General features: G+C 69.3%; 13 protein-coding genes. 5 read left to right on the top strand and 8 right to left on the bottom strand.

The window, feature by feature from the left end; genetic code table 11:
• Positions 1-383: 383 nt before the first annotated feature.
• The 3 genes from ACWD68_RS22655 to thyX all read right to left on the bottom strand — a co-directional run bounded on the left by ACWD68_RS22655 (position 384) and on the right by thyX (position 4,057).
• Positions 384-2,069: a ribonuclease J gene (locus ACWD68_RS22655; protein ID WP_451808246.1), complete on the bottom strand. Its 1,686-nt coding sequence runs from the start codon at positions 2,067-2,069 to the stop codon at positions 384-386.
• 136 nt (positions 2,070-2,205) lie between these two features.
• Positions 2,206-3,105: a 4-hydroxy-tetrahydrodipicolinate synthase gene (gene dapA, locus ACWD68_RS22660; protein WP_451808247.1), complete on the bottom strand. Its 900-nt coding sequence runs from the start codon at positions 3,103-3,105 to the stop codon at positions 2,206-2,208.
• 211 nt (positions 3,106-3,316) lie between these two features.
• Complete coding sequence (gene thyX / locus ACWD68_RS22665; RefSeq protein ID WP_451808248.1) at positions 3,317-4,057, bottom strand: FAD-dependent thymidylate synthase; 741 nt, start codon at positions 4,055-4,057, stop codon at positions 3,317-3,319.
• 237 nt (positions 4,058-4,294) lie between these two features.
• On the opposite strand from thyX, the gene ACWD68_RS22670 reads away from it, so the two are divergent.
• Positions 4,295-4,534: a hypothetical protein gene (locus tag ACWD68_RS22670; protein WP_451808249.1), complete on the top strand. Its 240-nt coding sequence runs from the start codon at positions 4,295-4,297 to the stop codon at positions 4,532-4,534.
• A gap of 92 nt (positions 4,535-4,626) precedes the next feature.
• On the top strand, positions 4,627-5,184 hold the full coding sequence (locus ACWD68_RS22675) for a hypothetical protein (protein WP_451808250.1): 558 nt from the start codon (positions 4,627-4,629) through the stop codon (positions 5,182-5,184).
• A 90-nt stretch (positions 5,185-5,274) separates the two neighbouring features.
• Here the strand turns inward: ACWD68_RS22675 and ACWD68_RS22680 are convergent, their stop codons facing one another.
• The 5 genes from ACWD68_RS22680 to rpsO all read right to left on the bottom strand — a co-directional run bounded on the left by ACWD68_RS22680 (position 5,275) and on the right by rpsO (position 10,784).
• Complete coding sequence (locus ACWD68_RS22680; protein ID WP_451808251.1) at positions 5,275-5,727, bottom strand: hypothetical protein; 453 nt, start codon at positions 5,725-5,727, stop codon at positions 5,275-5,277.
• A gap of 32 nt (positions 5,728-5,759) precedes the next feature.
• A complete protein-coding gene (gene dapB / locus ACWD68_RS22685; protein ID WP_266763348.1) occupies positions 5,760-6,512 on the bottom strand; it encodes a 4-hydroxy-tetrahydrodipicolinate reductase in 753 nt (250 codons plus the stop codon).
• Positions 6,513-6,538: 26 nt separating this feature from the next.
• Positions 6,539-7,918: a M16 family metallopeptidase gene (locus tag ACWD68_RS22690; RefSeq protein ID WP_451808252.1), complete on the bottom strand. Its 1,380-nt coding sequence runs from the start codon at positions 7,916-7,918 to the stop codon at positions 6,539-6,541.
• Entirely contained in the window at positions 7,915-10,131 is a 2,217-nt protein-coding gene (locus ACWD68_RS22695; RefSeq protein ID WP_451808253.1) for a polyribonucleotide nucleotidyltransferase, read from the bottom strand. Before ACWD68_RS22695 ends, ACWD68_RS22690 begins: the two co-directional genes overlap by 4 nt.
• Before the next feature lie 362 nt (positions 10,132-10,493).
• A complete protein-coding gene (gene rpsO, locus ACWD68_RS22700; protein WP_081219736.1) occupies positions 10,494-10,784 on the bottom strand; it encodes a 30S ribosomal protein S15 in 291 nt (96 codons plus the stop codon).
• Between the two features lie 263 nt (positions 10,785-11,047).
• Between rpsO and ACWD68_RS22705 the strand changes: the two genes are divergently transcribed.
• The 3 genes from ACWD68_RS22705 to ACWD68_RS22715 all read left to right on the top strand — a co-directional run bounded on the left by ACWD68_RS22705 (position 11,048) and on the right by ACWD68_RS22715 (position 17,789).
• Positions 11,048-11,344 carry a DUF397 domain-containing protein gene (locus ACWD68_RS22705; RefSeq protein WP_451808254.1) on the top strand — a complete coding sequence of 99 codons (297 nt, stop codon included), beginning with the start codon at positions 11,048-11,050 and terminating at the stop codon, positions 11,342-11,344.
• Positions 11,345-11,988: 644 nt separating this feature from the next.
• Positions 11,989-15,615, top strand: a complete 3,627-nt coding sequence (locus tag ACWD68_RS22710) for an SCO5717 family growth-regulating ATPase (RefSeq protein WP_451808255.1) — start codon at positions 11,989-11,991, stop codon at positions 15,613-15,615.
• A gap of 329 nt (positions 15,616-15,944) precedes the next feature.
• Positions 15,945-17,789, top strand: a complete 1,845-nt coding sequence (locus ACWD68_RS22715; protein ID WP_451808256.1) for an ABC transporter substrate-binding protein — start codon at positions 15,945-15,947, stop codon at positions 17,787-17,789.
• The last annotated feature ends 26 nt before the right edge of the window (positions 17,790-17,815 follow it).

Here is a 17,815-nt window from a genome sequence, read left to right on the forward strand (position 1 = left end):
CTTTGTACTCACCCTCTCGGGCTTTCCTCCGGGCGCTTCCCTTCGGTCTTGCGTTTCCGACTCTATCAGACCGTTTCCGTATCCGATTTCCTCGGTGCTTTCCAGGTTCCCGCTTCCGCGTTTCCCTTTCCGGCGAGTCCGACTCTATCAGATCCTTTCGGGCCTGATTTCCTCGGTGCTTTCCAGGTTTGCGCTTTCGCACTTTCCTTTCCGGCGACTCCGACTTTATCAGAATCTCTGAGTCGGAATTCCCGCCCCACTCGGGGACTGGTTCCGGCGCACGAAGGTGCCGGGTTCCCGTTCAGGCGGAGACGTAAACGTACTGGAGCGGGGCTCCCCGATGCAAATCGGGGAGCCCCGCTCCTGGTTGGCGCTTGTCGGGGTCAGACCTCGACGACGACCGGGAGGATCATCGGGCGCCGGCGGTAGTTGTCGGAGACCCACTTGCCCAGCGTGCGGCGGATGAGTTGCTGCAGCTGGTGGGGCTCGACCACGCCGTCCTGAGCGGAACGTTCCAGGACTTCCGTGACCCTCGGGATGACATCGGCGAACGCGGAGTCGTCGATGCCGGAGCCGCGTGCCTGCACGTGCGGGCCGCCCGTGAGCTTGCCGGTGCTGGAGTCCATCACCACGAAGACCGAGATGATGCCCTCGTCGCCGAGGATCTTGCGGTCCTTGAGCGCGGGCTCACCGACGTCACCGACCGAGAGGCCGTCGACGTACACGTACCCCGCCTGGACCTTGCCGGAGATCTTCGCCTTGCCCTCGATCAGGTCGACGACGACGCCGTCCTCGGCGATCACGATGCGGTCGTGCGGGACGCCCGTCAGGGCTCCGAGCTCGGCGTTGGCGCGCAGGTGGCGCCATTCGCCGTGGACCGGCATCAGGTTGCGCGGCTTGCAGATGTTGTAGAAGTACAGCAGCTCGCCCGCGGAGGCGTGACCGGAGACGTGCACCTTGGCGTTGCCCTTGTGGACGACGTTCGCGCCCCAGCGGGTCAGGCCGTTGATGACGCGGTAGACCGCGTTCTCGTTGCCCGGGATCAGGGACGACGCCAGGATCACCGTGTCGCCCTGGACGATCCGGATCTGGTGGTCGCGGTTCGCCATCCGGGAGAGGGCGGCCATCGGCTCGCCCTGGGAGCCCGTACAGACGAGGACGATCTGGTGATCCGGAAGGTCGTCGAGCGTCTTGACGTCGACCACCAGGCCCGGCGGGACCTTCAGATAGCCGAGGTCGCGCGCGATGCCCATGTTGCGGACCATCGAGCGGCCGACGAAGGCGACCCTGCGGCCGTACTCGTGGGCGGTGTCGAGGATCTGCTGGATGCGGTGGACGTGGCTGGCGAAGCTCGCCACGATGATCCGCTTGCTGGCGCCGGCGAAGACCTGGCGCAGCACGTTCGAGATGTCGCGCTCGGGCGGGACGAAGCCCGGGACCTCCGCGTTCGTGGAGTCCGAGAGAAGGAGGTCGATGCCCTCTTCGCTCAGGCGCGCGAACGCGTGCAGGTCCGTGAGGCGGCCGTCCAGCGGCAGCTGGTCCATCTTGAAGTCGCCGGTGTGGACGACCATGCCCGCGGGGGTGCGGATGGCGACCGCGAGGGCGTCCGGGATGGAGTGGTTGACCGCGACGAACTCGCAGTCGAACGGGCCGATGCGCTCGCGGTGCCCTTCGGCCACCTCGAGCGTGTAGGGCCGGATGCGGTGCTCCTGGAGCTTCGCCTCGATGAGAGCGAGGGTCAGCTTGGAGCCGATCAGCGGGATGTCCGGCTTCTCGCGCAGAAGGAACGGGACGCCGCCGATGTGGTCCTCGTGGCCGTGCGTGAGCACGATGCCCTCGATGTCGTCGAGGCGGTCCCTGATGGACGTGAAGTCCGGCAGGATCAGGTCGATTCCGGGCTGCTCCTCCTCGGGGAAGAGCACTCCGCAGTCGACGATCAGCAGGCGGCCTCCGTACTCGAAGACCGTCATGTTCCGGCCGATTTCGCCGAGACCGCCGAGCGGGGTGACCCGGAGGCCGCCCTTCGGGAGGACCGGCGGTTTGCCGAGTTCAGGATGCGGATGACTCAAAAGACTCTCCTCACCACTCACGCCACGTACCTGGCAAGGCACGTGGCGCGCGTGACGTTCGTGCAGTAGCAGTTGTCTGTGTGGGGTGCAGGCCGATGGCCTGCGGGTCCTGCGTATTCAGTTGTGAAGTCCGTGTTTAGAGCTCTACCCCGCCGGCGCCAAGATCGATCTTGAGCTGGATGGTCTCCTCGGGGGACAGTTCGACCATCGGGGCGCGCAGCGGACCGGCGGGCAGGCCCTGGAGGGCGAGCGCGGCCTTGGTCGTCATGACGCCCTGGGTGCGGAACATGCCGGTGAAGACGGGCAGCAGTTTCTGGTGGATCTCGGTGGCCTTCTGCACGTCGCCCGAGATGTACGCGTCGAGCATCGCGCGCAGTTCCGGGGTGACGACGTGGCCCACGACGGAGACGAAGCCCACCGCGCCGACGGAGAGCAGCGGCAGGTTCAGCATGTCGTCGCCGGAGTACCAGGCGAGGCCGGAGCGGGCGATGGCCCAGCTGGCGCGGCCGAGGTCTCCCTTGGCGTCCTTGTTGGCGACGATACGCGGGTGCTCGGCGAGCCGCACCAGGGTTTCGGTGTTGATCGGGACGCCGCTGCGGCCGGGGATGTCGTAGAGCATGACCGGCAGTTCGGTCGCGTCGGCGATGGCCGAGAAGTGCCGGTACAGGCCCTCCTGCGGGGGCTTGTTGTAGTACGGCGTCACGGTGAGCAGGCCGTGTGCGCCGGTCTTCTCGGCGTCGCGGGCCAGCTCGATGCTGTGGCGGGTGTCGTTCGTGCCGACGCCGGCGACGATGTGGGCGCGGTCGCCCACCGCCTCCAGTACGGCGCGTACGAGCTCCGATTTCTCCGCGTTGCTGGTGGTCGGGGACTCACCGGTGGTGCCGTTGATGATCAGGCCGTCGTTGCCTGCGTCCACCAGGTGGGTGGCGAGCCGCTGAGCGCCGTCGAGGTCGAGTGCGCCGTCCGCCGTGAAGGGCGTGACCATGGCGGTGAGGACCCGCCCGAAGGGGGTCTGCGGAGTGGAGGTCGGAGCCATGGGTAATACGCTACTCGCTGCTCAACGCGGGGTCTGCCCTCGGGGGATACGACAAAGCATGACAAAGGTGGAACCCGGCACTGCCTGCTCGGGGGTTCAAGCAGTGCCGGGTCCGTTTGATCAGGCTAGATGAACTTCGCGAAGTGTCGCAATACGGACACTTCGCTCGGCTGGTCCGTACATCTGTGCCGAACGGGTGCGCTGGGGCGCGTTACGGCGCCACGCGCCCGTTGGCGTTGTAGGCCGCGTGCGTGAGCGGCATGAGCCTGGCCCACTCCGCCTCCATCTTCTCGCCGACCATCTCGATCTCCCGCTGCGGGAAGGACGGGACCTTGGCGAGCTCGTGCTGGGTGCGCAGGCCGAGGAAGTGCATCAGCGAGCGCGCGTTGCACGTGGCGTACATCGAGGAGAAGAGGCCGACCGGGAGCACGGCGCGGGCCACCTCGCGGGCCACACCGGCGGCGAGCATCTCCTGGTACGACGCGTACGCCTCGCGGTAGGAGTCCTCCATCACACGACCCGTGAGCTCCTGCTGCGCCTGCGTGCCCTCGACGAAGACGTACTTGCCGGGGCGGCCCTCCTGGACCAGCTTCCGGGAGGCGTCCGGGACGTAGAAGACCGGCTCCAGCTCCCTGTAGCGGCCCGATTCCTCGTTGTACGACCAGCCGACGCGGTGCCTCATGAACTCGCGGAAGACGAAAATCGGGGCGCTGATGAAGAAGGTCATCGAGTTGTGCTCGAAGGGGCTGCCGTGCCGGTCCCGCATCAGGTAGTTGATCAGGCCCTTGGAGCGCTCCGGGTCCTTCTGCAGCTCTTCCAGCGACTGCTCTCCGGCGGTGGAGACACGGGCGGCGAAGAGCACGTCGGCGTCGGAGGCCGTGTGCTTGATCAGCTCGACGGTGACATCGCTGCGGAAGCTGGGCTTAAGGTCGTCGGCTGAGGTGTCGGTCACGGTGCGGAGGGTCCTTCCCATCACTGGCTCGGGCGGCGACCACTCTACGGCCCGGCACTGACAACGGGGCGTTCGGTGCCGTGCCGCGACATTCGCCTGCGAACTTCTGCGAATTCGGAGAATCTGGGCACCTCTTGGGCCATTCGACCGTCTGTATGAGTGAGAATGATGAGTTCGAGTCGCTTTGTCGCCGGACCGTCGTGTCCCCGCGAGCCCCCCAGAGGAGAAGCACCGCTCATGTTCCGTCGGCGCGAGCCCGTCCCGTTCGCCTTCATCGCCGAAGCCGACCAGTTCCGCAGCAATGTCGCTCCCCCGCCCCGCGAGCGGCCCTCCGCCGGGCAGATGGCCGGCCGGTGGCTCATCGGCCTCACCGTGATCGCCGGGATCGCCGGGTCCCTGATCCTCGGGATGCCTGCCCTGTCACAGGATCAGTCACCTGCGCGGACGCAGGGTTCCCAGGCGTCGGACGGCCGCTGACTCTCTTCCGGACCCCCAAGGGTGGTGACCCGGCATCCGGCTCGATAACCTCACCGGGCACAGCCCATGCGTGGATTGAGTGAGGATCAGTCGTGCCCCTGCCCTTCCTGACGGCGGACCGCGTCTTTGACGAGGCGGCGGAGGATGTCGCGCTGCCCTTCGACGACCGCGACCGCTGGCGGCGCCCCTACCGGCCCGGCCCGTGGCGGGTGGGCGCGGCCGCGCTCATCCTGCTGCTCGCCTCGTATGTGCTCGTCGCGGCCGTGATCATCGGCGTGGCCGGGACGCTGCCTGCCGCCGGGGCCTGTATGGCCGGGGCGACGGCCGCCATACTGTGCGCGCTGCGGCTGCTGCGCGTGGGTGCGTGGGTCAGCGCCCGAGGGCTGCGCAGGGTGGGCTTCTTCGTCACCCACACGACTCCGTGGGAGCAGGTCGTTGCGGTGCGCACGGTGCAGCAGCCGGTGCGCTGGCTGGGACTGCCCCGCACGGTTCAGGGCCAGGCCCTGACGCTCGTACGCGGCGATCGTGCGCCCGGGGACGTGCCGCCGCTGATGACCACGCACAACGCCGACTTCCTGGCGCGTACGGAAGCCTTCGACCGGGCGGCGGACGCCGTCGAGGTCTGGGCCGACGAGTACCGCCGGGTCTGAGACTCCCGCCTCGGCGGATCTCCGCACACGGCTTCGACGACGAAGGGCCGGCCCGCTCAGCGCGGGCCGGCCCTTCGTCGTACAGCCTGGTCAGGCTTCCAGCGTCCGGCCCTCGTGGAGGGCGATGGCCCGCTGCATGGCCTTGCGGGCGCGCGGGGTGTCGCGGGCGTCGTGGTAGGCGATCGCGAGGCGGAACCAGCTGCGCCAGTCGCCCGGGGCGTCCTCGGTCTCGGCCTTGCGGCGGGCGAAGACCTCGTCGGCCGAGTCGCGGTCGATGCGGCCGCCCTCGGTGCGCCTCAGCTCGTCCGGAGGCAGACCGCCCTCGGCGTCGAGCACGGCGGCGAGCCGGTTGGCCTTCCGGACGAACTGGGTGTTCTGCCAGAGGAACCAGACACCGATGACCGGCAGGATGAGCACCGAGACGCCGAAGGTGACGGTGATCAGGGTGCCGTGCTGGATGAGGAGCACGCCCCGGCTGCCGACCAGGACGAAATAGACGACCAGGACGGCGGCCGTGATGGCATAGGTGATCTTCGCGCGCATGTCTGCCGGCTAACTCTTGTACGTCCCCCGGCTCAGCCGAGGTCCAGGAAGTGTTCCAGGCCGAAGGTGAGGCCCGGAGTGGTCACCACGCGGCGGGCGCCGAGCAGGATGCCCGGCATGAAGCTGCTGTGGTGGAGGGAGTCGTGGCGGATGGTCAGCGTCTCGCCCTCGCCGCCGAGCAGGACCTCCTGGTGGGCGAGGAGGCCGCGCAGGCGGACCGCGTGCACCGGCACGCCGTCGACGTCGGCGCCGCGGGCACCGTCCAGGGCGGTCACCGTGGCGTCGGGCTGCGGAGCGCTGCCCGCGCGCTCCCGGGCCGCCGCGATCAGCTGAGCCGTGCGCGTGGCGGTGCCGCTGGGGGCGTCCACCTTGTTCGGGTGGTGCAGCTCGACGACCTCGACGGACTCGAAGTACGGCGCGGCGACCTCGGCGAACTTCATCGTCAGCACGGCCCCGATGGAGAAGTTGGGCGCGATGAGCACGCCCGTCTCCGGGGAGGCCGCCAGCGAGGTGCCGAGCTGCGCGAGGCGCTCCTCGGTCCAGCCGGTCGTACCGACCACGGCGTGGATGCCGTGCCGGACGCAGAAGTCGAGGTTGCCCATCACCGAGGCCGGAGTGGTCAGCTCGACGACGACCTGCGCCCCCGCGTCGACCAGCGTCTCCAGCTTGTCGCCGCGGCCCAGCGCGGCCACCAGCTCCATGTCCTCGGCGGCCTCGACGGCTCGTACCGCCTCGGCTCCGATCCGGCCCTTGGCACCGAGGACCGCCACGCGCAGCTTGCTCATTGCTTCGTTCCTTACCGAGACGGGATTTACGCGACCGCGTCGTGCAGTCGGGACGCCTGCTTGTCCTTGACCGGGCCGATGACCGCCAGCGAGGGCCGCTGTCCGAGGACGTCCCGGGCGATCGAGCGGACCTCGTCCGGGGTGACGGACGCGATCCGGGCCAGCATGTCGTCGACCGACATCTGCTCGCCCCAGCACAGCTCACTCTTGCCGATCCGGTTCATCAGCGCGCCGGTGTCCTCCAGACCGAGGACCGTGGAGCCCTGGAGCTGACCGATGGCGCGGCCGATCTCGTCGTCCGAGAGGCCGTGCTCGGCGACCTTGTCCAGTTCGTCACGGCAGAGCTTGAGGACGTCGTGGACCTGGCTCGGGCGGCAGCCCGCGTAGACGCCGAAGAGGCCGCAGTCGGCGAAGCCCGAGGTGTACGAGTACACGCTGTAGGCCAGGCCGCGCTTCTCACGGACCTCCTGGAACAGCCGCGAGGACATGCCGCCGCCCAGGGCGGTGTTCAGGACCCCGAGGGCCCAGCGGCGGTCGTCGGTACGGGCCAGGCCCGGCATACCGAGGACGACATGGGCCTGCTCGGTCTTGCGGCCGAGCAGTTCGACGCGGCCCGCGGTGCGGATGGTGCGGTCGCCGTCGCGCGGGGCGATGGGAGCCGCCGCGGCGTTCTTGAAGGCTCCGGCCTTCTCGAACGCGGTGCGGACCTGGCGTACGACCTTGTTGTGGTCGACGTTGCCCGCGCAGGCCACAACGAGGTGGGTCGGGTCGTAGTGCTTCTTGTAGAAGCGGCGGATGCGGTCCGCGGTGAGGGCGTTCACCGTGTTGACCGTGCCGAGGACCGGGCGGCCGAGGGGTGTGTCGCCGAGCATGGTGTGCGCGAACAGGTCGTGCACACAGTCGCCCGGGTCGTCCTCGGTCATCGCGATCTCTTCGAGGATCGCGCCGCGCTCGACGTTGACGTCGTCCTCGAGGATGAGCGAGCCGGTCAGCATGTCGCAGACGACGTCGATGGCCAGCGGCAGGTCGGTGTCGAGCACGCGTGCGTAGTAGCACGTGTACTCCTTGGCCGTGAACGCGTTCATCTCGCCGCCGACCGCGTCGATCGCCGAGGAGATGTCCAGGGCGGACCTGCGGTTCGTGCCCTTGAAGAGCAGGTGCTCCAGATAGTGCGTGGCGCCGTTCAGCGACGGCGTCTCGTCACGGGAGCCCACGTGCGCCCAGATGCCGAACGTGGCGGAGCGCACGGAGGGGAGCGTCTCGGTGACGATGCGCAGGCCGCCGGGGAGGGTGGTCTTGCGGACCGTACCGATGCCGTTCGCGCCCTTGATGAGGGTTTGGGTACGGGCGACGGCCCGCGCCTCCGAGGAGGTGCGGGCCGTCGTCGTGGAGCTACTCGACGTCACTTGTCGGTGTCGTCCTTCTTCTCATCGTCGCTTTCGCCCTCGATCACGGGGATCAGGGAGAGCTTGCCGCGGGAGTCGATCTCGGCGATCTCGACCTGGACCTTGGAGCCCACGCCGACGACGTCCTCCACGTTCTCCACGCGCTTGCCACCGGCGAGCTTACGGATCTGCGAGATGTGCAGCAGACCGTCCTTGCCCGGGAGCAGCGACACGAACGCACCGAAGGTCGTCGTCTTCACGACGGTGCCCAGGTAGCGCTCGCCGACCTCCGGCATGGTCGGGTTGGCGATCGAGTTGATCGTGGCGCGCGCGGCCTCGGCCTGCGAACCCTGCTGGGCACCGATGTAGATGGTGCCGTCGTCCTCGATCGTGATGTCGGCGCCGGTGTCCTCCTGGATCTGGTTGATCATCTTGCCCTTCGGGCCGATGACCTCACCGATCTTGTCCACGGGGATCTTGACGGTGATGATCCGCGGGGCGTTCGGGGACATCTCGTCCGGCGTGTCGATCGCTTCCATCATCACGTCGAGGATGTGGAGGCGGGCGTCGCGGGCCTGCTTGAGGGCCGCGGCCAGGACGGAGGCCGGGATGCCGTCCAGCTTGGTGTCGAGCTGGAGGGCGGTCACGAACTCCTTGGTGCCGGCGACCTTGAAGTCCATGTCACCGAAGGCGTCCTCCGCACCGAGGATGTCGGTGAGGGCGACGTAGTGCGTCTGGCCGTCGATCTCCTGGGAGATCAGACCCATGGCGATACCCGCGACGGCGGCCTTCAGCGGCACACCGGCGTTGAGCAGCGACATGGTGGAGGCGCAGACCGAGCCCATGGACGTCGAGCCGTTGGAGCCGAGGGCCTCGGACACCTGACGGATCGCGTAGGGGAACTCCTCGCGGGTCGGCAGGACCGGCACGATCGCGCGCTCGGCGAGCGCGCCGTGGCCGATCTCGCGGCGCTTCGGGGAGCCGACGCGGCCCGTCTCACCGACGGAGTACGGCGGGAAGTTGTAGTTGTGCATGTAGCGCTTGCGGGTCACCGGGGAGAGGGTGTCCAGCTGCTGCTCCATGCGGAGCATGTTCAGGGTGGTGACGCCCAGGATCTGGGTCTCGCCACGCTCGAACAGCGCCGAGCCGTGCACGCGCGGGATGGCCTCGACCTCGGCGGCCAGCGTACGGATGTCCGTGACGCCGCGGCCGTCGATGCGGACCTTGTCCTTGATGACGCGCTCGCGGACCAGCTTCTTGGTCAGCGCGCGGTACGCGGCGGAGATCTCCTTCTCGCGACCCTCGAACTGCGGGAGCAGCTTCTCGGCGGCGATCTCCTTGACGCGGTCCAGCTCGGCCTCGCGGTCCTGCTTGCCGGCGATGGTGAGCGCCTGGGCGAGCTCGCTCTTGACCGCGGCGGTGAGGGCCTCGAAGACGTCGTCCTGGTAGTCCAGGAAGATCGGGAACTCGCCGGTCGGCTTGGCGGCCTTCGCGGCGAGGTCCGACTGCGCCTTGCACAGGACCTTGATGAAGGGCTTCGCGGCGTCGAGACCGGCGGCCACGACCTCCTCGGTCGGCGCCTCGGCGCCACCCTGGACCAGCGTGATCGTCTTGTCGGTGGCCTCGGCCTCGACCATCATGATCGCGACGTCGCCGTCCTCGAGGACGCGACCGGCGACGACCATGTCGAAGACGGCGTCCTCGAGCTCGGTGTGCGTCGGGAACGCGACCCACTGGCCGTTGATCAGCGCGACGCGGACGCCGCCGACCGGGCCGGAGAAGGGCAGACCGGCCAGCTGGGTGGACGCGGAGGCGGCGTTGATCGCCACGACGTCGTACAGGTGGTCGGGGTTGAGCGCCATGATCGTGGCGACGACCTGGATCTCGTTGCGAAGGCCCTTCTTGAAGGACGGACGCAGCGGGCGGTCGATCAGACGACAGGTGAGGATGGCGTCCTCGGAGGGACGGCCCTCGCGGCGGAAGAAGCTGCCGGGGATCTTGCCGGCGGCGTACATCCGCTCCTCGACGTCCACCGTCAGGGGGAAGAAGTCGAGCTGGTCCTTGGGCTTCTTGGAAGCGGTGGTGGCCGACAGCACCATGGTGTCGTCGTCCAGGTACGCGACGGCGGAGCCGGCGGCCTGCCTGGCCAGCCGGCCCGTCTCGAAGCGGATGGTGCGGGTACCGAAGGAACCGTTGTCGATAACGGCCTCGGCGTAGTGGGTCTCGTTCTCCACTAGTGTTTTCTCCTCGTCTTCGTCCCGTCCTGCCCGTGTGGCAGGGGGACGGTGGCGGAGAGGCGCTCCTTCTGGTGCGGGCCGGTCTTCGATCGAAGCACCCGGGGTTCTTTCGTCCGGGGGCCACTACCGAGGACCGGCGGCGGCGAGGCGCGCTTCTCCTCGTTCGTTGTCGTGAGATGCCCTACCCGGCGGGTACGGCGTCGTCACGCTGTGTTCGTACGTGCGGTTTCCTGCGTATTGCGTTGTGCTACCACACTACAAAGCGTCGGTGACACTCCGCACGTAGAGAGCACGTGCGGCAGCACATACGGCAAAGGGAGCGGCTCCCAAGATGTGGGAACCGCTCCCTTCACGGCGTCTTACTTGGCGCCGCCGGCCGCACCACGGCGGATGCCCAGGCGGTCGACCAGCGCGCGGAAGCGCTGGATGTCCTTCTTGGCCAGGTACTGAAGCAGGCGGCGACGCTGGCCGACCAGGATCAGAAGACCACGGCGGGAGTGGTGGTCGTGCTTGTGGGTCTTGAGGTGCTCGGTCAGGTCCGAGATCCGGCGCGAAAGCATGGCGACCTGGACCTCGGGGGAGCCGGTGTCGCCCTCCTTCTGACCGAACTCGCTGATGAGCTGCTTCTTCGTAGCGGCGTCGAGCGGCACGCTTACTCCTTGTAGTCTCGTGTCTGCCACCGAGTGCCCCTGGTCGAATTCTCAGGGGAGCTTCCGTTACTCGGGAGGCGGGATCCGTTGGGCGCGGCCTCCGGAGCAGCGCTCCGGGGGTGCGTACACAAACGGCCGTTACACAGGGTACCAGCCTGGCCGGATACGCCTGCCCAGGTCCACGAACCTTCCCGGACGGCGCGGACCAGGCCACTAGGGTGACGGCAGAGGTCATTCGTACGTGGGGAAGGGGCCGGCGGAACATGGCCGAGGAAGCGGAGAAGGACGTCAAGGCGCGCAAGGAGCGGGAGAAGGACGAGCTCTACGCCCTCGACATCTCGGACGTCGCATGGCAGAGCGCACCGGGTACGGAGGAGCACGAGGAGCGCGTCGAGATCGCGTACCTGCCCGAGGGCGCGGTGGCCATGCGGTCGTCGCTCGACCCCGGGACGGTCCTCCGGTACACGGAGGCGGAATGGCGGGCCTTCGTGCTGGGCGCCCGGGACGGAGAGTTCGACCTGGAGCCCGCGCCGCACACCGGCGGTCTGCCGACGGAGTAGCGAGGCGGCCGGGGTGGCCGGGACACCGGCCGACCGGGCCTCGCGGGCGTACGGACGCGACCGGGCATCGTGGGCCGGCCGGAACGCCGGGAACTGCGGGGCCGGCACGGAGAGGTTCTCCGTGCCGGCCCTTTCTCTGTCCGCTTCCCCTGTTCTCTGTCCGCTTCCCCTGTTCTCTGTCCGCTTCCCCTGTTCTCCGTCCGCTTCCCCTGTTCTCCGTCCGCTTCCCCTGTTCTCCGTCCGCTTCCCCTGTCCGCACCCGCTGGCCCCTGTCCGCCTCGCGGCCCTCGCCCCCTCAGTCGCTCGTCGACTGGAGACAAGTGGCCCTGTCGATGCCATTGTTTGTCCGCTTTGAGAGTCAATGGTGAGCGTGCGTACGCCACTTCTGGGCAGGGTGTGACGTAGCGGGCGGTCGCGCGTGGGTGGACAGGCCTGCCCCACGGACAGTCATGGTGATTAGGCTGGGACCGGGCGCGATGCCAGAACCCGTGGACGGGTGGCTCGTGTTCCAGGGGGAGCCGGGTCAATTCGGACAACCTCGCACGGACTTCGGGCGGCCTCGGTCGCCCAAGGACGTCCATGGACGACAAGCAGACGGTCGCCCCGGCACGGCTTGAGGGTGCTCGACCACACCAGGAGGAATTGTGAACAGCGATCGGGACGGGATCCGCGGGGGCTGGGCCACGCCCGGCGATGACCAGTCCGACGCCGAGTCCGCCGTCGAGACGACGGGCGAGTTCACCATCGACTACGCCCCGCCCGCCTGGTACACGCAGAACGCCTCGGGCGGTTCCGGGGATTCGGGGGACCCGGAAGGCTCGGAGGACTCGGCGGCTTCGGGTGCCTCGACGACTTCGGAGAACCCTACGGCTTCCGACGGTTCGGATTCCGGGAACGGGGACCTGGAGAGCGGTGCGACCATGCGGTTCTCCGCTGTCGCCCTGAAGCGTGAGATCGCGGAACGGTCGGCCTCGGAGGACTCCGAGCCCGCGCCTGTGGATGCGGTCTCGGATGAACCCTCGGACGTGCCGGCGGCTACGCCCGCGGCTGCGACAGCGACCGGCTCCGACAGCGAGGGCCCGGAGGGCCGGGCGCTCTCGGAGGCCGATGGCGCGGCGGAGGCCGTGTCCGAGGCCGAGGTCGGCGCCAAGTCCGGTAGCGAGGGCGGAGACAGGGGCGACAGCGGCGCGACGGACGTCCAGGGCGAGGCAGAGGGCGAGGCCCCGAGCGCGCCTGTAGCCCTGGTCGAGCCCGACGCCGAGGTCCAGCCCGTCGCGGACATCCAGTCCGACGCCGAGGTCCAGCCCGCCGCCGAGGTCCAGCACCAGCCCGTGGCCGTACCCGAGCCCGTGACCGTCCCCGAGCCCGTGACCGTCCCGGAGCCGGTGGCCGCGCCCGACCCCGTCATTGATCCCGTGCTCGCCTACCAGTCGCTGGAGGCCGCCTCCCAGCGGGCGGGCGTGACAGACGCACAGGTGGCGGACCGCGCCGCCGATGACGTGGTCGCGTGCCCGGGCGCCGAGTACGCCGGGGAACCGATCGACGCCTCCGCGGAGGCCGAGGCCGCCGATGACGTGGAGCCGCGTTCCGCGGACGACGAGGTCGGCACGGACCACGCGACCCATGAGGCCGGCCGGCCCGGGCCGCAGGACGACATCCAGGACGCGGTGCCGGCGCGGGGGGAATCCCTCGTCGAGGAACCGCAGGACGTCGTCCCCGAGGTCAGCGAGCCCCAGGACGCGGTGCCCGCGGTCCGGCCTGATGAGCCGGAGGACGTGCAGGACACACCCCCCGCCTGGGCTCCGCCTCCGCTGCCGCAGGGTGGGCTGCCGCCCTTGCCGCCCGCCTACCAGCCCGCGGCGCCCGCACCGGCCCCGCAGTGGCCCGCCTCCACGGAGCCCGCACCTGCCGCGCAGAGCCAGGTGCCGGTGCCGTACCAGGCACCGGTGGCGCAGCAGGCCCCCGCCGCACCGGCACCGGGCCAGCCCTTCCAGTCACCCGCGCAGGCACCCGCTCCCGGCCAGCCCTTCCAACCGCCCGCCGCGCAGGCACCCGCTCCCGGCCAGCCCTTCCAGCCCGCCGCTCCGAGCCAGCCCTTCCAACCCCCCGCCGCACCAGCTCCGGGCCAGCCCTTCCAGTCACCCGCGCAGGCACCCGTGCCCGCTCCGGGCCAGCCCTTCTCGTCACCCGTGCCGCAGCCCGTGCCGTCGGCTTGGCCCTCCCCCGGCACGCCCGTTTCCGCGGGTTCGCCGCAGGGGCCCGTACCCGTGCAGCCGGCCGTGTCCGAGGGCCCCGTACCGGCTCCACCGCAGGCTCAGCCGCCGGTACCGCCAGCCCCGGTCGCGGAGGCGCCCGCGCCGAATCCACCGCAGCAGGGGAACTACGGGTTCCCCCAGCCCGGCACTCCGGACCCGGCTCCCGCCCCGCAGGGCAGCTACGGCTTCCCTCGGCCCGGCGCGCCCGCCCCCGCTCCGGTGACCCCGCCCGCCCAGGCTTCTGGGTACGGGTTCCCGCAGCAGAGTGCCGCCGCCCCGGACCAGCAGGCCCCCACTCCGCCCGCACCGGCACCCGCACCCGCACCCGCACCCGCACCCGCACCGGGCTACGGATTCCCGCAGCAGAACACCGGGCCGCAGGACCAGCGGCCCCCCTACCCGGGCGCCCCGCAGGCTTCCGGTTACGGTTTCCCGCAGCCTCCCGTGCCCGCGCCGAACGCCGTGCCGCCGCAGGCACCGGCTCCCGCTCCCGTCCCGGAGCAGGGCTACGGATTCCCGCAGCCGGCGGCCGACTCGCCCGCCCCGCAGCCCGGTTACGACCTCGCGCAACCGCAGCCCCCGGCGCCGGCCCAGCCGCAGCCTCCGCACCAGCCGGGCCCGCAGCCCGTGCAGCAGCACCCCGCCGCTCCGACGGCCCCCGTCGACCCGCGGACCGGCACCGCCTGGCCTCAGCCCGTGCGGCACGATCAGCGGCAGCCCACCAACCCCGGGGCGGCTCCGCTCGGGTACACCGCGGCCGTGGAGCTGTCTTCCGACCGGCTGCTCAACAACAAGAAGCAGAAGGCCAAGAGCGGTCGCCCGGCCGCCGCGTCGTCGCGCTTCAAGCTGGGCGGGAAGAAGGAAGAGGCCGAGCGCCAGCGGAAGTTGGAACTGATCCGTACTCCGGTGCTCTCCTGCTACCGGATCGCCGTCATCAGCCTCAAGGGCGGTGTCGGCAAGACGACCACGACCACCGCGCTCGGCTCCACGCTCGCCACCGAACGGCAGGACAAGATCCTCGCCATCGACGCCAACCCGGACGCCGGCACGCTCGGCCGCCGGGTGCGTCGCGAGACCGGCGCCACCATTCGTGACCTCGTGCAGGCGATCCCGTACATCAACTCGTACATGGACATCCGGCGGTTCACCTCCCAGGCACCCTCCGGGCTGGAGATCATCGCCAACGACGTCGACCCGGCCGTGTCCACGACCTTCAACGACGAGGACTACCGGCGCGCGATCGACGTCCTGGGCAAGCAGTACCCGATCATCCTGACCGACTCCGGTACGGGTCTGCTGTACAGCGCGATGCGCGGGGTGCTCGACCTCGCCGACCAGCTCATCATCATCTCGACGCCGTCGGTGGACGGGGCGAGCAGCGCCAGTACGACACTGGACTGGCTGTCGGCGCACGGCTACGCGGACCTCGTCTCGCGCTCGATCACCGTCATCTCCGGGGTGCGCGACACCGGCAAGATGATCAAGGTGGACGACATCGTCAGCCACTTCGAGACGCGCTGCCGCGGTGTCGTGGTCGTGCCGTTCGACGAGCACCTGTCCGCCGGCGCCGAGGTGGACCTCGACATGATGCGGCCCAAGGTGCGGGAGGCGTACTTCAACCTCTCCGCGATGGTCGCCGAGGACATCGCGCGGCACCAGCAGTCGCTCGGGCTGTGGACGAACGACGGCAACCCGCCGCCGGTCGCCGCGCCGCCGATGCCGGGCCAGTACGTGCCCGGACAGCCCGGACAGCCCGGACAGTACGTTCCTGGACAGCAGGTGCCCGGACAGCAAGTTCCGGGACAGCCGGCTCCGGGACAGGCTCCGCAGCAGCCGCAGCCCGGACAGCCGTACGCCCAGCCGGGGCAGCCCTACCCGCAGCAGCCCGGGCAGCCCTATCCCCAGGGGCCGGGTCAGGGGTACCCGGCGCCCGGGCAGGCGTATCCGCAGCCCGGGCAGCCCTATCAGCCGGACCACGGACAGACCCCGCCGCCTCCGGCACCCCCTCAGCAGTAACCCGATCGGCCCCATCGAGGGACCGATTCCCGCTCGGGCCCGCACCGTTCACGGACGGTGCGGGCCTTCGCGTTTCCGGGAACGGCACAAGCGCGTGTACAGGGACGTCAGAAGCCGTCACGCCGTCACCTGGGGGGCTTCACCGGTCTGAACCAATGAGCGAGAAATTCGCGTCAACTCGTTATTTCCGCAGGCCACATGGGGTTCATGCGCCGTTGACTCGTGCAGACCACCGCTGGTAGACACACACATCAACCCGCCGGCGTCAGCCCGATCACGTCGTTCAACCAGCCATCTCTGTGCAAGCGATGACGCGAGGTCACCGACCCATGAACACACAAGATCAGCACCACAGAGGCCTGCTGCGCCCCCGGCTCATCGCCGCCGCAGGAGTCGCCGCCCTCACCCTCTCCGCCGGTCTCGCGACCCCCCTCAACCCCACGCCGCAGCAGGCCCAGGCCAAGGAGAACAAGAAGGTCCTCACCGTCGCGGTCGCGCAGAGCGTCGACTCGCTGAGCCCCTTCCTGGCGTCGCGGCTCGTCAGTACGAGCATCCACCGGCTCATGTACGAGTACCTGACCAACTACGACCCGGCGGACAACCACGCGATCCCGGGCCTCGCCACCAAGTGGGAGCCGTCCGCGGACAAGCTGACCTGGACGTACACGATCCGCTCCAACTCCAAGTGGTCCGACGGACAGCAGGCCACGGCCGAGGACGCGGCGTGGACGTTCAACAAGATGATGACCGACGACGGCGCGGCCACCGCCAACGGCAGCTTCGTCGCCAACTTCAGGAAGGTCACCGCCCCCAGCGCCACCCAGCTGGTGATCGAACTGAAGAAGCCGCAGGCCACGATGGCCGCGCTCGATGTGCCGATCGTGCCGAAGCACGTCTGGGAGAAGGTCGGCGACTTCTCCAAGTTCAACAACGACAAGAGCTTCCCGATCGTCGGCAACGGACCGTTCGTCCTGACGGACTACAAGGCCGACAGCTACGTACGTCTGAAGCCCAACAAGAGCTTCTGGCGTGGGGCGCCCAAGTTCGACGAGCTGGTATTCAAGTACTACAAGGACGGGGACGCGGCCGTCGCGGCGCTGCAGAAGGGCGAGGTGTCCTTCGTCTCCGGTCTGACTCCGGCGCAGTCGGCCGCGCTCGAGTCCGAGCGGAACATCAAGGTCAACGACGCCCCGGGACGCCGCTTCTACGCCCTGGCCAGCAACCCGGGTGCCCAGGCCAAGGACGGCAAGCGCTTCGGTGACGGCGCCGAGTCGCTGCTCAACCAGAAGGTCCGCCAGGCGCTGTTCCTGTCGATCGACCGGCAGACGCTGATCGACAAGGTCTTCCAGGGGCACGCCGTCGCCGGCAAGGGCTACATCCCGCCGCGCTTCTCGACGTACTTCTGGAAGCCGTCGGCGAGCCAGACGCTGGCGTACGACCCGGCCAAGGCGGCGAAACTCCTCGACCAGGCGGGCTACAAGAAGAACGGCGACGGCAAGCGCGTCGAGAAGAACGGCAAGCCGATCACCTACCGGATCCTGTGCCACGCGACCGACCCGAACGACAAGGCGGTCGGGCAGTACGTGAAGGAGTGGTTCGGGAAGCTGGGCATCGGGGTCACGCTCAACTGCCTGGACAACGTGACCGACCCCTGGCTGGCCGGCGAGTACGACCTCGCCTTCGACGGCTGGTCCGTCAATCCGGACCCCGACTTCGTGATGTCGATCCACACCTGCGCCGCCCTGCCCGCCACCCCCAAGGACACGGGCGCGACGGACAACTTCATCTGCGACAAGAAGTACGACGAGCTGTACGACCAGCAGCTCGCCGAGTACGACACCACCAAGCGGACGGACCTCGTCAAGCAGATGGAGTCGCGGCTGTACGACACCGGGTACATGAATGTCATGGCGTACCCGAACGCGGTCGAGGCCTATCGCACCGATCAGATCAAGTCGATCGAGACGATGCCGAAGGCCGCGGGCAACATCTACGGCCAGGACGGTTACTGGAGCTGGTGGTCGGCGGTTCCGGCGGGCTCCTCCGGTGCGTCCTCCGACGGTTCGGACTCGACGGGCGTCATCATCGGCATCGTCGCGGGCGTCGTCGTCCTCGTGGGGGCCGGTGTGTTCTTCGCGATGCGCCGCCGCTCGACGGCCGAGGACCGTGAGTAGCGCACGCAGCGCACCCGAGGGCACCC

The sequence above is a fragment of the Streptomyces sp. NPDC005141 genome (assembly GCF_053599975.1).